This window comes from Streptomyces venezuelae, assembly GCF_008642315.1.
Taxonomy (GTDB): Bacteria; Actinomycetota; Actinomycetes; order Streptomycetales; family Streptomycetaceae; genus Streptomyces; species Streptomyces venezuelae_D.
In genome coordinates this window covers 1,779,637-1,792,694 of the sequence record NZ_CP029192.1, presented here as the reverse complement: position 1 = coordinate 1,792,694, position 13,058 = coordinate 1,779,637, and the positions used below count along the sequence as shown (strand labels likewise).

Sequence of the window (13,058 nt, the reverse complement as noted above, 5' to 3'; positions counted from 1 at the left end):
GTCGTGGACACGTGGCACAGCGGCATGCTCCTACGGTGAGACGGCAGCCTCCCGTATTGGTGTGGAGCCGGCGAACGCGGGAGTGGGCAGGGGGACATCGTATGGCGGGCGGGTCAGGGCCTCGTGGAGCATCGCCAACACGATGTCTGTGTGAGTGAGCCCGACCATGGCCCCGCCTACGGCGAAGTTGCTGTCACGCGACATGCCTGGCGTCGTGTTGACCTCCAGGGCGTGCACCTGGTCGGTCTCGGTGAGGATGAAGTCCACCCGAGCTGAGCCGCGCAGGGCCATCCCATCCCACATCGTCTTGGCGTAGCCGGTGATCTCGGCCAGCAGTGCGGGCTTCAGGTCGGCGGCCCTGACCGTTACAGCGCCTCTGGAGTCCGCATCGAGCTTCGTATCGGCGTCGTAGAAGCCAGCGTCAGCGACGTCGGTAGCCAGTGGTGGGTGGACGAGTACCGCTCCTCCGGGCAGCTCCAGCAGTCCTACGGTGAGAGGTATGCCGGGAACGTAGTCCTCGATCAGTACGGGATCTCTCTCATCGCGGGCAGCGTCCGCCAGGGCCAGCGGAAGGGCTGCCTGGTCGCGGACCAGGCTCATGCCCACGCTGGAGCCGCCGAAGGGCGGCTTGACCATTACGGGTGTTCCGGTCCAGTCCGCCGGGCCTCCTGACCACACCCACCAGCCGGGCGTCGGGACGCCCAGGCTCTCCATCACCCGCTTGCAGAGAATCTTGTCGGCAGCCACCGCCGAGGCGGCGACGCCGCTTCCGCAGTAGGGCATGCGGATGTAGTCCAGGAGTCCTTGCAGGCGTCCGTCCTCGCCGAACGGGCCGTGGAGGTTCGAGAGGGCCACGTCGTATCTGGCCAGTTCCGGGATGAACGTCGGCTCGCACGGGTCCAGGACCTTCCACCGGGCGCCGATCTCCTCCAGCGCCCCGGACAGGGCTGTCACCGAGCGCTGCTCCACGGGACACTTCGAGTGGTAGAGCCGATCCTCAAGGCTGACCGGGCCGTAGAGCAGGGCGACGCCGATCCCCTGCCGGTCCTGCTGCCAGTCGCGAAGCGCTTGGGTCGCCTGCTGCACGGTCCTGCCGGAGCTGGTGTCCAGGAAGAGCGTCATGCGAGTACCCCTTCGAATGTGTGGGTGACAGGGCCGCCGACCCACTGCGTGCGCGTCGGCCGGTCAGGGTGCGGGCGTACCGTCAGTGGCTCCCCGGCCTGGTTGTGGACGGTGACGGGGCGCCGGGCGACCAGCCCGCGCATGGTGGCGATGACGACTGCAGCGACCGCTCCACTGCCGCAGGACAGCGTTTCGGCTTCCACACCGCGCTCGTAGGTGCGGATCCTCAGCTCTTGACTGCCAGCGGACTGGACGAAGTTGACGTTCGTGCCGAGCGGGGCAAGGTCGGCATGGTGGCGGATGAGGCAGCCGACCGTGACGGTGTCGATGGAGTCCACGTCAGCCACGACCGCGACCACGTGCTCGGTGCCGGTGTGCGCACTGTCGAACCACGTCGGCCTGCCGTTGATGACCGCCTGAACACATCGCGGTTGAACAGCGCCGACTTCGGCCGTGACCCACACGGCGTCATCACTCACGACGGCTTCGTGCGTCACCCCAGCCATGAGGAGGCCCATCGTCGTGAGGCCGTGGTCTTGGCGCGCCAGCCAGGCGGTACAGCGCAGGGCGTTGCCGCACATCGTCGCGGTCGAACCGTCCGCGTTGAAGCACGCGACTTCGATCAGGGCGGGGTTCGTGCTGATCAGCCTGCTGATGACTAGGCCGTCAGCACCCACGCCGGTCCTTCTGGCACAGAGCTGTTCGGCCTCCTTCGCCCAGTTGTTGTCGCTCTCCGGCGCGGGGTCGGAGAGGAAGACGAAGTCGTTCCCCGCTCCGTGGATCTTGCGAAAGCGCATGGCGAAGCTCCTCATTCCGGTGAGGTGACGGCTCTGCGTTGGTATGAAGGGGCCGGTGGAATCAGGTGAGTTCGATGGGCCGATACGTGATCGTCGACTGCCTCATGACCCAAGGAGGGTGCCCGTCGAAGATCAGAACCCGCTGCGCGGCGGTGCCGGCGGCGCGCATGTCCTGGACCCGTAGGAACATGTCGTCGAGGTGCACGAAGTCACCGATGTGGACATCGCTTGGCGGCCGCAAGCGGGCAGTGGTACCGAGTGGGGCGGGTGGGGGAGCCGAGTCACTACTTCGCCGCTCGTACATTCAGCCCCTCCAGATGGCGAGCAGCAGCGCCCCGCCCAGTGACAAAAGGCTGGCTACGTAGGCGACCTGCTCTCCTCGGGGGCTCATGCGGCCCCTGCCAAGTGGCCGTGGAGGCGCTCGCGCACCGATGGGATGCCGATCTCGGCTATGGGCACCCAGGCCGCCGCGCCGGTCTCGATCATGGTGGGGAAGACGGCCCCCGAGTGGGCGCGGAAGAGGTACCGGAAGCCGACCCTGATGCGAGGGCCGTACTCGGGTGCGGCCCTGGTCACGTCGACCAGGAAGGGCCCCTCGCTGCCCGGCTCCGTCCAGACGTCACGGATACCGGCTTCTTCGGCCAGTAGGCGCAAAGCTGCGCCGCTGAGGGAATCGTCCTGGGGCTCTGGAGCCAACTCGGCGAGAGAGTAGCCGCCACCGTGCCGCAGGGACAGCACGCGGTGGAGCTCGTCCACGATGACCGCCCCAGCCGTCACCAAGGGGCACCGGTCGTTGTGGCGACAGGACCCACGCCGCGCGTGATCGCGCACAGCGTCGTACAAGGGCATGAGGGCCGTCGACTCGGCAGGGTGCTCGTGGATGTAGTGCGCGAGCTCCTTCACGATCTGGTGGTCTCTGATGCTCACGGGGCACCGAGCCCGTTGTGCTGGGTGTAGATCCACAGCAGTTGGCGCGTGAGATGGGCGCTATCCCGGAGGTAGATGAAAGCGCCGAACGAAGTGGTCTCCGCGGTCGGGCGGCTCGTGTAGTCGACGAGCTTGCGGCCCCGGTGGAGCAGCTCCTGTACGCCCTCGTCCTTTGCCGTTCCCAGGTCCTCAACAAGGAGTCGGTTGAGGTGCCCAAGGATCACGGACGTGGACCCGTCCATTTCCTGACGGGTGGAGGTGGCCATCTGCATGGCGAGGACCATGTTCGTGCTGACGGAGATCGTCTCTACATCGACCGGAAGAACTCCGTTCTCAGTGTTGCCGGTTGCCCTCGGTTGCTTGCCTCTACTTGCCACAGTCATCACCGCTTCGCCCTCCGGTGCACGTATTCCAGCCGTGCCAGTAACGCTAGGAAGGGTGATGGCAAGGGCTCTACGAATGTGCCGGAACTTGCCAGGGAATCACCTGAGCGATGCGATGGCCGCCGTAATCAGCTCGCGTGCCTTGACGCCGTACACCGCCAGCTCAGCCAGGTCGGTGAACGTCTGGGCGTACAGAGCAATTTCATGCTTCTGCGTAATGGTGAGATGGGCCGATACGAGCTCCACCTGGACGGTGTGGTCGTCGAAGAGGAAGAAGCCTTCGCACGGCCACAGGGCAGAGCGGTCGGCGTCTTCGGGGATGATGCCAATGCTTACCGAAGGCAGCGCTGCAGCGCTCAGCAGGTAGCCGAGTTGGCCGGCCAGCACCTCGGTTCCACCGATGCGCTTCCGGAGTGCCGACTCTTCCAGGAGGATCGCGAATCGGTGGCTGCCGTAAACGATCTCCTGCTTGTCGACTCGTACTTTCACGGCCTCCGGAACATCGTTGATGAGCCCGCGCCGACTTTGAATGGAAGTCAGCAGGGCGTTGATGTACGAGGCGGTTTGTACGGGGCCCGGGACCAGCGCGTGTGAGTAGATACGGAAGCGCTCGGTGCGCTCCCACAGGGGCAGCACGGACTCCTGGGCCTGCTTGAGGCCGGAGCGCTCCATCTTGCGCCAATCGACGTACATACCGTCGATTCCGCGGGCAGTGGAGACGAGATCCTCGGCAGTATCCGCAGCGCCGCAGGCAGAAGCCCAGCCTCGGAGGTCGGCCTCGGAGGGGGCGCGCGTGCCGCTCTCGAAGCGTGAGCACTTTGACTCGTGCCAGCCCAGGAGAGCGGCCAACGCCCGCTTGGTGAGTCCGGCGTCATTCCGGATCTCGCGCAGGCGTTGGCCGAGGGCCCTACGTGCTTCCTGGACGCTTGAAGACGGTGAGGTCATATCGCTGAGAAGCGCTATTCGCTGCGTCAGAGCGGCCGGAACTCGGCATGCGGCGTTGCGCGCCGCCAGACGGCATCGAAGGCCGTTTCGCAGAGCTTCGCCAACTCCGGGGATTCGTTGAGCTCCAGCTCCAAGTTCTCGCCCTCACCGTCGAAATGGTTGACCAGGACGAGCTGGGCGTCGAACAGCCAAAAGTCGTTGCCTGGCAGAGCAATGTCGGTGGCTTCGCGGCGTGACAGCCATCGCACCTGCTCTCCGGCAGCGATGTTGAGCCCCTCCGTGACCTCGTACTCGAAGCGGATGTACTCGCTGATGGGTGTGGAGGCGATTCGTGCCCGGCGGACCTCGACACCTCGCGACGTCGCCGCCGTGACCAGCGTGTGCCAATCGGCCCAGCGCTCTGCAGGGTCAAGGGACTTGCCGGCACGCCAGTCGATGAAGGCCGGGTCCGACTTCATGTAGGCGTCGCGCATCTCCAGATGAACAGCCGTCCTCTGGCAGTCGCGGAACAGATCCTCAAACGTCGGGACCCTCGTCACCCTTCACCTCCAAGAAGAACTGCACCATGCGACGGGGGATCTCCACCACCGACTCGTGACCAGGAAGGTCCATCTCGTTGAGGCGCTCCTCGTCGAGAACCGTCACGCCCTGGACAAGGTAGGTGTTCTTCACGTCATCCAGGTAGATCGTGGGGGAGCCCCCACTCGGGCTTTCCGGGTCCTTACCGAGCTTGATCAGGGCCATCATGTCCACCTCCGTTGAAGGTAACGATCGCTGTGCCGGAGCTTGCCCCCATCTCCGGCTCCGGACGAGGAACTTGCCAGAACTTGCCAGAAGAACGGTGCTCATGGAGAGCAGGCTGGCGTGGGATCGGCCTGTTGGCGGCCGGATTGGCACGAGCGCTGCCGCAATCAGCGTCGCCGTGGGGGCGGCGGCTGCGGCGCCGGCGTAGGTGTCGAAGCGGGCGCGGAGGCGGTGGGGCGTTGTGTGGTGCTGCGGAACCTTGCTGCCTGCGCCCGGGGGCCAGACGCGTGGCGTTCGCCGAGGCGGCGGATGCGCCAGGTCAGCGTGCGGGCGGGGCTGTGGGCGTCGTCCAAGGTGCGCTGGCCGAGTGCCTGGTCGAGGACGGTGGTTGCGCTGTGCCCGGCTGCCTCCGCTTCGGCGAGCACGGTGGTTAGTGCTTCCCACGCGGGGTCGTTGAGGACGCGCTCGGCGTGCTCCGGCACCGCCTGCTGTAGGTGGTGGGCGAAGCGGCGCTTCATCTGGGGGCTGGGGGCGCGTTGCGCGAGGCCGGTCAGGACCGGCTCGGCGACCCGTGCGTACGCAATCTGTAGATGGATGAGGGCTTGTTCGGCTGCCGCTTCCTGTTGGGCGTGCTGGTGGGTGCGGTGCCAGTGCTTCGCGAAGGCCACGGCGGTGAGCACGGTGTCCAGGAGCATCGCGATTCCGGCTCCGTCGCTGTCCGAGGGCCGGTCGCGCCAGATGGCTCGGACGCTGCGGCGCAGGACGCGGGTGCTGTCGAGGTCGGCTGTGATGCGGGAGCGAGTGGCGCGCTCGAAGGCGGCGGCGGCCTGTTCGAGCTGGGCCTTCACTGCGGCAGGTGCGTTGATCGGCAGCAGGTCCAGCGTCGCGCCGAGTGCAGCCAGTTGGCCTTGGGCGGTCTGGTCGTCGCTGTGGGTGAGGTGGTGGGGGATGCGGTCGGTGGCTGCGGTGGCCTGGTGCCACGGATCACCCGGCCGGACGGTGACAGGTTCGGGACTGGTGGTGGCGAGGGTCTTGCGGATCTTGGGCAGGGACAGGTCGGGCGCGAGCGTGGAGCCCGCGTAGAACACCGGCTCGCCCTTGTCGTTGGTGTCTCCGGGCAGGGCGAAATTGCAGCCGAGAGCCTCGCCGGAAGGGCCGAGCTTGAGGCGCACGGTCACGCCTGTGGCTTCCAGCAGGGTGAAGAACTCGGCCTCGTCGGACGCGGCGGCGACGGCGCGACGGACCCGCAGGCGCAGGACATCGCGGGTGGCGGCGTCCTGGCCCAGACGCTTGGCCTTGAAGTGTTCCTTGCTTGTGGGCCGCTTGGCTCCGGTGCCGTCGCCCGGCTTCAACCGCCGCAGCCCGTAGTCGACTTCGATCTGGCGGGCCTCACGCTGGACGGCGCGCTGGTCGTAGCCGCGCTCGGGGCGGCGACCGTCCTGGCGTACGAGGGTGGCGGCGATGTGGATGTGGTCTTCGGCGTGGCGGACGGCGACCCAGCGGCAGGCTTCCTCGTCACCGTCGGGGGCGATACCGGCGGCGGCCACCATTCGGCGGGCGACGTCCGCCCACTGGGCGTCGCTGAGGATCGGGTCTTCTGGTGCGGCGCGTACGGGGCAGTGCCACACGGTGTCCTTGGGCGCCTGGTCGCCCAGCATCCTCACGGGCTGGTCGAGCTGTGCGACGAGCTGGGCCATCGCGTCCTTCGGATCGCGGTGAGGGCTGCGGCCGGGGTCGGGGGCGAAGCTGTTCCAGGAGGCTATGAGGTGCGGGTCGATGTGCTCGTTGGCGCTGCCCTTGCCGAAGAGGTAGCCGATCGTGCGTCGCGTGGCAGTCGGGCCCGAGCTGAGGATGATTTTGGGTATCACCCGCTCACCGCCCCTCAGTGACCTGAGCGATGGCGGTGTCCAGCTCGGCGACTGACGCCTCGACGCGGTCCAGAAGCCGTTGGACGGTGTCGGGGTGGGGCCAGGCGCCGTCCTTGTGGAGGTGCCAGGTGAGCTGGTTGAGGTTGTTGCCGATCTGGCCGAGCTGCCCGTTGGAGGCCATGAGTGCCTTGATCATGGCGCGGTAGTCGGCGACGGCTGCGGTGGGGTCGTCGGAGCGGGCGGCGGCGAGCGAGCACTCGGCCACGTAGCCGCCGAGCGCCATGCGGCTCAGAGCGGCGGCGTTCTGGACAAGGGCGAACTCGTCGTCGTTGTAGCGGGGGTGGACGCGGCGCTCGCGCAGCTGCTTGTCACGCAGACGGCGACGCGGTGCAAGCTGATGCGGCTCGTTCGACGACGGCTCGATGCCCCCTGTCTCGGTCGGCACCCCTGGGCCGACCGACTCCGGTGCCGCCTCGGCGCCGGATGCCTCCGCCCCCTGTGGGGTGGAGGTCGGGTAAGGACTCCTTACCCGACAACTTGCTGCGCGTGTGACGGGGGTGGTGGTCGTCTGCTGCTGAGCCGTGAGGGGTTCGTGGTGCGGGTCGTGCATGGGTCGGATCTCCGTGGGGGTGATGGTGTTGAGGACCTCGCTGCGTCTGGCTTCGATTTCCCCGCGCTGCATCCCGAGGGGCGCGGGGTGGACCGCGAGGGTGAGGTGAACGTGGGGAATCAGACGTCGTCGCCAGGCGCGTTGGGTTCGCCCTGTTGCTGCGAGGCGGCCTCGTCGAGTCCTTCGAGAGACTCGGCCGCGAAGCCGTAGTACGCGACGGGCTCGGCCCGGCCGGTGCGACGCTCGGCCTGCAGCTGGTCACGCAGGACGCGGGCTCGCTTCTGGCCAATCCGTAGTTCGTTGCGCAGACGCTCGGCGGTCAGTTGGTCTTCGCTCCAGGCGGCGGTCAGGAGTCGGGCCTCGTCGAGAACTTCGGCGTCTGTGCGGGTGCGGTCGGTGGTCGACCTGGTGGCGGGGACCCGACCGGTTGCCCGACGCGGGGTGGTTCCGGTCGACTCCGGTACAGCAGCCGACCGGGACGGTCGGGCAGCGGGGGCGAGGGCGGGGGCCGACTCGTCGGTCTCGGTCGGCCTCGTCACGGGCGCCTCGGCGACCTTCAGAGGGGTCGACTCAGTCAGCTGCTCGGGGGTGAATTCAGCCTGGTCAGATGCCGACCGGGCAGCCTGCTCGTTGGCTTGCCGACCAGCCGACTCGTCAGCTTGCTGGCCAACCGGCTGGGCGGAGGCCGTTTCGGCCGGGTCGGCCGACTCGGGGGTGTGGTGCAGCACCTTCGCCACGAGATCCGAGCCGAAGTAGATCGACCCGACCGGGAGCGAGGTCGCCAGCAGGACGAGGGCCCAGTTCGCGGGGTCCCAGTCGGTCAGTCGGCCCTGCTGGATCGACGTGGTGTGCAGGGCTGGAATGAGGCCGTGCACGTAGTTCAGCAGGAGGCTGGCGATCGCGTAGGCCGCCAGGACCCGCAGCGCGAACTTCCGGCCGGGACCGGTCAGCACGAGCGTGGCGATGAGTGCGAGGGCCATCAGCCCGTCGACCACGATCGGATAGAGCAGAGCGGCGGTGGAGTCTGCGCCGATGGCGCGGGCCACGTCGGACAGCGCGTTCCACGAGACGCGGAAGGCCATGAGGACGACGGCCACCAGGCCGATGACAAGGGTGATGCGTCCCTTGCGGTTCACGCGAGGGCCCTCAGCTGGCGCGGGTGCTCGGCGAGCATCACCAGCATCATCACGTGGGCGAGGGTCTCGTCCTCGGCGGCCGGGGGAGCGCGGGAGCAGGGCGATGCCGTCGCGGACGCTGCGGCTTCCGCGTACGGCTGCCCGGGCGCTCGGGGCAGGGGAGTGCAAGGCGGGGGGCTCCAGGGGGAAGTGGGACTTGTGGGGCGGGCGTGAGGGGGGGCACGGAGGGGCGTACATGCGATCGCTCCACGCGGGCCGGTCAGGGCTCAGCCGACGGCGGTCAGGCGGCGGGAGGAGGCGCAGAAGCGGGTCTGTTGCCCGCCCTCGGCCCTCCGGTGACGCAGTCGACCAATGGCGGCCAGGTTGCTGTCGACGAGGCGGCTCAGCGGATCAGGCGGCGCCGGGGAGCAAGGGCCTGTTAATACCCGTGCGTGCCGGTGCTTGTGCCGCGCCTGCGGTCGGGGCCGTCGAGGATGACGCGGCGGGTCATCTCGGCGAGGCGGGAGGCGACGCGGTCGCCTACGGCGGTCCGCAGGTCGGCGATGGGGACGTTGGTGGTGATGAGGGTGGGCAGCTCGTGGACGTACCGGTGGTCGATGAGCCGGTAGGCCAGCTCCTCGGTCCACTCCGATGCCTTGGCGGCGCCGAGGTCGTCGAGGAGAAGCAGCGGGCTGCGTGCCAGTTCCTGGAAGCGGCGTTCGCCGTCGTGGCCCTGGCGTGGGCGCAGGGTGGCGTGCAGTTCGGCGGTGGTGATGGCCTCCCAGCGCAGCCGGACTCCGGCGCCGAGCAGCGAGCGGATGGCGCCGTACGCCTGGCAGGTCTTGCCGGTGCCGGTCGGACCCGCGATCAGCAGCGAGGGCCCGTAGGCGATGCCCGGTGCGCCGCCGGGCCCCGGCCGTCCGGCAGCCGCGATCTCCTCGACCCAGGCCGATACGTCGGGGTGGTCGGCCAGGGCGCCGCGGTAGCGGCGCGGGATGCGGGCGGCGGCCAGCTCCAGAGCGGTCACCGGCTCCGACGACGGCGCCGCGTCGACCACAGCGGTGGGGTCGATGTCGCGGGCGGCCAGGATCGCCTCCAGCTTGGCGACGGCGCCGCCCAGTTGGCGTGGCTCACGGGCAGATGTCTTCGTGCTCACAGATCACCCCCGTACGCGGCGTGTGCGTCGATCGGGTTGGTCCACGGCCGGTGCCCTGCGGACGTGCCGCTCGCCGTGGGCGGGTTCATGGCCTCGTTGACCAGGCTCGGCAGCACGCTGGGGTGCAGGCCCTTGGCACGCAGCCGCTCCAGCCCGGCGCGCACGTGCGCCGCGTCGATGCCATCGGCGAGCAACTGGGCGGTCTGTTTACCGAGATGCCCCAGGAAGCTGCTGGGAGGCCGATTGGGGCAGGCGGCGGCGTACTCGCCGATGAGGGTCTTGGCCGAGACGGTCTCGGGGGCGTGGGCGCTTGCGCCCCCCAACGGAGTAGATCCTAGATCCCTGTTCCTAGGTCCTAGATCCGGACCGTGAGTGCTCACCGCTTGGTTCCGCGTTGGTGGTGAGGGCTCAAGGAATCCGTTCTGACCTGCGCCTTCGTGGTTCACGCAGCCTTCCTTACCTCCTCCGAGAGCCTGCGCGGAGGGCTCGGTGAGGGCTCCGCGCGTAGGCGGTGTGGGCTCACGCGTCAGGCCGAGATCGTGGTGCGGGCAATCGGGATGTCGGACGCCGCTGGGCCGGTTGACCTTCTGGTGTCGGGCGAAGGTGACGACGTGCAGGTACCGCTTCCCGTCCACGCCCTCGTACCGGCAGATCAGGCCGGCGGTGTCGAGCTGGTTGAGGTCGTCCTCGACGCCCATGGGCCCGTGCTCGGGGCGCAGGGACCACAGCAGGCCGGCTATGACGGCGGCTTGGTCGCGATACCGGCCGTGGTCGTCGGCCTGAGTGAGCAGGCCGAAGAAGGTCCGCTCGGCGGAGAGGGTGACGGCTGCCAAGGATTCGGACGCGAACGCCTCGGGCTTGATGGTGCGGATTCGGGCGATGTCGTTCGACCACCTTCGTCGTAAATCGGGTCAGGGAATTCGAGAGCGGGGGAGGGTTGTGCTGGGGGCGTGGACAACACAGCCACACCCAGGGCGCGAAAGTCCAGAGTTAGTTCACAAACTCTGTACTACTTCCGTGCGGGGGCCAATACCGTAGCCCCGGAACCCCGGTTGCCGAAATCTGTCGATCGGCGCATCGCTCACGGCAGACGAATAGCGCTTCCGTAAAGGGGCGAGAGGAAGCTACAACACAACCATGCCCCCACATCCTCTCGAAATAGGGCCCGCGGGACAGGCCGCCGCCCGCGCCCTCGTGCGCACCCGCACCGCCCGTGGCTACTCCCAGCGTCAGCTCGCCACTCGCATCACCGCTCAGGGCCGGCGCATGACCTTCACCGCGCTCTCTCGCATCGAACGCAGGGCTCGACGCTGCGACATCGACGATCTCGTCGCCATCGCCGCCGCCCTCGGCGTCTCCCCCTGCGCGCTCCTCGGCGGTCCCGCCGAGCCCCTGGAGCCGGTCAGCGCGGGCGCAACATAGCCGACGATCGCCGGTTACCCAAACCGGCGATTCTCCGCATCATTGAACCTGCCAGCGAGTCCCCCGTTTCCACGCGTTCCGTGAATCCTCGTGCGACAGGATCTACGGCGAGTGGAAACAGGGGCCTTCAGGATAGGTCTGTCGCGACGCACGGCTTCAGTCGTCGTGACAAGCCGTACCTCATTGTGTTCCCCATCGAAGGATTCCTCTTGCCTGAAATCGTCACACTTCCCTCCGCTCGTTATTCCGCCTCCTCGGATTCCTTCGCCGTCGACCGCGCATTTCTCGGCGTGCGGGAAGCGGCTGCCTACCTCGGCCTTTCGCCTCGCACGCTCTACGTCTGGCGGCACCGCCGACAGGGGCCGCCGAGTTTCCGGCTGGGCGCCCGCGGGCGTGTGACGTACCGGCTCGATGCGCTCGATACCTGGATACGCGAGCAGGAGCAGGCCGACTCGCGCTCGAATCCGGCCCTGGATCCCGTGAGCGCGGCCCCGCAGCGCCGCGCCGGCTACTCAGCCACGGCCTGACGCCCCAGCGTCAACGGCACTCCAACCCCCGCTCCTGAGGAAGTACTTGGCCGGCTACATCGAAGACCGCTGGATCAACAAGAAGAAGGACCCCACCAGCGGCAAGCGGGAGCGCACCGCTCGGTACGGGAAGGGCTCGCGGTACCGCGTCGCCGGGATCCCCGGCGTCCGGAACATGTCGTTCGACACGCTGGAGGACGCCAAGGCGTGGCTGCGCAGGGCCGGAACCGACAGCGAGCGCGGCGAGTTCGTCGACCCGCGTGACGGCTCCATCGCGCTGGCGGACTACGTCACTCGCTTTTGGAAGGAGGGTGTACGGGGCGCGCCCGGCACGATCAAGCGCGTCGACGAGCGCGTACGCCTCCACATCCTTCCGCACCTCGGCACGGTGGGCTTGAGGGATGTCTCCGCGACCGTCCTGCGCAGCTACATCGCCACGCTCGAAGGCGAGTGCGCGCCGCGCTACGCCCGCCAGATCCTGACCACCCTCTCGAACATCTTCGAGACTGCCATCGACGACAAGCGCCTCGTACGCAACCCGATGCGCGCCAAGTCGGTGCGCTGGCCCAAGGTGCCGGAGGATCAGCGGGAGGCATGGCCGCTGGAGACCGCGCAGCGCATGCGGGACGCGATTAAGGCGCGTTACCGCATCGCGGTCGTGGTCGCCCTTGGTTGCGGGCTGCGGCAGGGGGAGGTCTTCGGCCTCTCACCGGAGGACGTCGACTTCGAGCGCGGGATCATCCGCGTGCGCAGACAGGTCCAACTGCTCAACGGCCGCTTGTACTTCACCCTGCCCAAGGGCGGGAAGACGCGCATCGTGGACATGCCCGGCTCCGTCGCTGCCGAGCTGGCCGCGCACTTCCTGCAGCACCCGGCCGTGGAGGTCGAGTTGCCGTGGGGCGGCCCGGAGCCGGACCGGGAGAAGCAGACGTTCCCGCTCGTCCTGACGACGACGTACGGCAACGCGCTGCGGGCCAACATCTTCAACGACGAGGTCTGGAAGCCGGCCCTTGCTGCGGCAGGGGTCATCCCCATGCGGGAGAAGGGCAAGCGCTGGAAGGCGTCTCGCAAGGACGGATTCCACGTGCTCCGGCACACCTTCGCCTCGGTCATCCTTGAAGCGGGCGAGTCCGTCGTCACGCTGGCCCGATGGCTCGGCCACTCCAGCCCGACCATCACCCTCGACCACTACGCCCACTTCATGCCGGAGGCCGGCGGGAAGGGGCGAGCGGCCGTCGATGCCTTGCTCGGCGTGGTCCCTGAGTACATCCCAGAGGACTTCGCGAGCGCCTGAGGGAGCGGGTGGTACAGCACATGCTGTGCCACCCGCTTTTCTGCATCTGCACGCTGGCTGGTGTGTTGCGCCAACCAGCACGCTCAGCGTCCCGTCGCAGAGCAGTGGCGATCTCCGCTGAGCTGGTGCCCTCGGCGCCGAGTAGCGC

Annotated in this window: 16 protein-coding genes; 3 read left to right on the top strand and 13 right to left on the bottom strand. The window is 68.2% G+C overall.

The genetic code is table 11. The features are described from left to right. Positions 1–30: 30 nt before the first annotated feature. The 13 genes from DEJ48_RS07550 to DEJ48_RS07490 form a co-directional block, all read right to left on the bottom strand. Complete coding sequence (locus DEJ48_RS07550) at positions 31–1,122, bottom strand: ATP-grasp domain-containing protein (RefSeq protein ID WP_150215425.1); 1,092 nt, start codon at positions 1,120–1,122, stop codon at positions 31–33. Further along, positions 1,119–1,934 carry a diaminopimelate epimerase gene (gene dapF, locus DEJ48_RS07545; RefSeq protein WP_223831945.1) on the bottom strand — a complete coding sequence of 272 codons (816 nt, stop codon included), beginning with the start codon at positions 1,932–1,934 and terminating at the stop codon, positions 1,119–1,121. Before dapF ends, DEJ48_RS07550 begins: the two co-directional genes overlap by 4 nt. A 46-nt stretch (positions 1,935–1,980) precedes the next feature. Further along, the gene (locus DEJ48_RS07540; RefSeq protein WP_223831944.1) at positions 1,981–2,160 is read right to left on the bottom strand and encodes a hypothetical protein; all 180 of its coding nucleotides are present in this window, start codon (positions 2,158–2,160) and stop codon (positions 1,981–1,983) included. A gap of 146 nt (positions 2,161–2,306) precedes the next feature. Further along, a complete protein-coding gene (locus DEJ48_RS07535; RefSeq protein ID WP_150215423.1) occupies positions 2,307–2,846 on the bottom strand; it encodes an NUDIX domain-containing protein in 540 nt (179 codons plus the stop codon). Then, a complete protein-coding gene (locus tag DEJ48_RS07530) occupies positions 2,843–3,118 on the bottom strand; it encodes a hypothetical protein (RefSeq protein WP_223831943.1) in 276 nt (91 codons plus the stop codon). The genes DEJ48_RS07535 and DEJ48_RS07530 overlap by 4 nt, the downstream gene beginning before the upstream one ends. A gap of 210 nt (positions 3,119–3,328) precedes the next feature. Continuing rightward, positions 3,329–4,174 carry a helix-turn-helix domain-containing protein gene (locus DEJ48_RS07525; protein WP_150215421.1) on the bottom strand — a complete coding sequence of 282 codons (846 nt, stop codon included), beginning with the start codon at positions 4,172–4,174 and terminating at the stop codon, positions 3,329–3,331. Positions 4,175–4,200: 26 nt separating this feature from the next. Next, complete coding sequence (locus tag DEJ48_RS07520) at positions 4,201–4,713, bottom strand: DUF6879 family protein (protein ID WP_190537252.1); 513 nt, start codon at positions 4,711–4,713, stop codon at positions 4,201–4,203. After that, positions 4,691–4,918 (bottom strand): hypothetical protein, encoded by a 228-nt coding sequence (locus DEJ48_RS07515; RefSeq protein ID WP_077965876.1) that lies wholly within the window; start codon positions 4,916–4,918, stop codon positions 4,691–4,693. The genes DEJ48_RS07520 and DEJ48_RS07515 overlap by 23 nt, the downstream gene beginning before the upstream one ends. A 167-nt stretch (positions 4,919–5,085) precedes the next feature. Beyond that, the gene (locus DEJ48_RS07510) at positions 5,086–6,786 is read right to left on the bottom strand and encodes a mobilization protein (protein ID WP_150215419.1); all 1,701 of its coding nucleotides are present in this window, start codon (positions 6,784–6,786) and stop codon (positions 5,086–5,088) included. A 4-nt stretch (positions 6,787–6,790) separates the two neighbouring features. Then, positions 6,791–7,231 (bottom strand): plasmid mobilization protein, encoded by a 441-nt coding sequence (locus DEJ48_RS07505; protein ID WP_077965337.1) that lies wholly within the window; start codon positions 7,229–7,231, stop codon positions 6,791–6,793. A gap of 284 nt (positions 7,232–7,515) precedes the next feature. Next, positions 7,516–8,532: a DUF2637 domain-containing protein gene (locus DEJ48_RS07500; RefSeq protein ID WP_077965339.1), complete on the bottom strand. Its 1,017-nt coding sequence runs from the start codon at positions 8,530–8,532 to the stop codon at positions 7,516–7,518. A gap of 418 nt (positions 8,533–8,950) precedes the next feature. After that, entirely contained in the window at positions 8,951–9,667 is a 717-nt protein-coding gene (locus tag DEJ48_RS07495; RefSeq protein WP_150215417.1) for an ATP-binding protein, read from the bottom strand. After that, on the bottom strand, positions 9,664–10,548 hold the full coding sequence (locus DEJ48_RS07490) for a hypothetical protein (protein WP_150215416.1): 885 nt from the start codon (positions 10,546–10,548) through the stop codon (positions 9,664–9,666). The genes DEJ48_RS07495 and DEJ48_RS07490 overlap by 4 nt, the downstream gene beginning before the upstream one ends. A 256-nt stretch (positions 10,549–10,804) precedes the next feature. Between DEJ48_RS07490 and DEJ48_RS07485 the strand changes: the two genes are divergently transcribed. The 3 genes from DEJ48_RS07485 (at position 10,805) to DEJ48_RS07475 (ending at position 12,910) form a co-directional block, all read left to right on the top strand. Next, entirely contained in the window at positions 10,805–11,089 is a 285-nt protein-coding gene (locus tag DEJ48_RS07485) for a helix-turn-helix domain-containing protein (RefSeq protein ID WP_150215415.1), read from the top strand. 209 nt (positions 11,090–11,298) lie between these two features. Next, entirely contained in the window at positions 11,299–11,616 is a 318-nt protein-coding gene (locus DEJ48_RS07480; protein ID WP_223831942.1) for a helix-turn-helix transcriptional regulator, read from the top strand. Positions 11,617–11,662: 46 nt separating this feature from the next. Next, the gene (locus DEJ48_RS07475) at positions 11,663–12,910 is read left to right on the top strand and encodes a tyrosine-type recombinase/integrase (RefSeq protein WP_150215414.1); all 1,248 of its coding nucleotides are present in this window, start codon (positions 11,663–11,665) and stop codon (positions 12,908–12,910) included. Positions 12,911–13,058: the final 148 nt, after the last annotated feature.

Bases quoted from the DNA above. Each gene is read 5' to 3' on its own strand.
- DEJ48_RS07550 (WP_150215425.1), bottom strand. From the start codon at position 1,122: ATGACGCTCTTCCTGGACACCAGCTCCGGCAGGACCGTGCAGCAGGCG.
- dapF (WP_223831945.1), bottom strand. From the start codon at position 1,934: ATGAGGAGCTTCGCCATGCGCTTTCGCAAGATCCACGGAGCGGGGAAC.
- DEJ48_RS07530 (WP_223831943.1), bottom strand. From the start codon at position 3,118: ATGCAGATGGCCACCTCCACCCGTCAGGAAATGGACGGGTCCACGTCC.
- DEJ48_RS07525 (WP_150215421.1), bottom strand. From the start codon at position 4,174: ATGACCTCACCGTCTTCAAGCGTCCAGGAAGCACGTAGGGCCCTCGGC.
- DEJ48_RS07515 (WP_077965876.1), bottom strand. From the start codon at position 4,918: ATGGCCCTGATCAAGCTCGGTAAGGACCCGGAAAGCCCGAGTGGGGGC.
- DEJ48_RS07485 (WP_150215415.1), top strand. From the start codon at position 10,805: ATGCCCCCACATCCTCTCGAAATAGGGCCCGCGGGACAGGCCGCCGCC.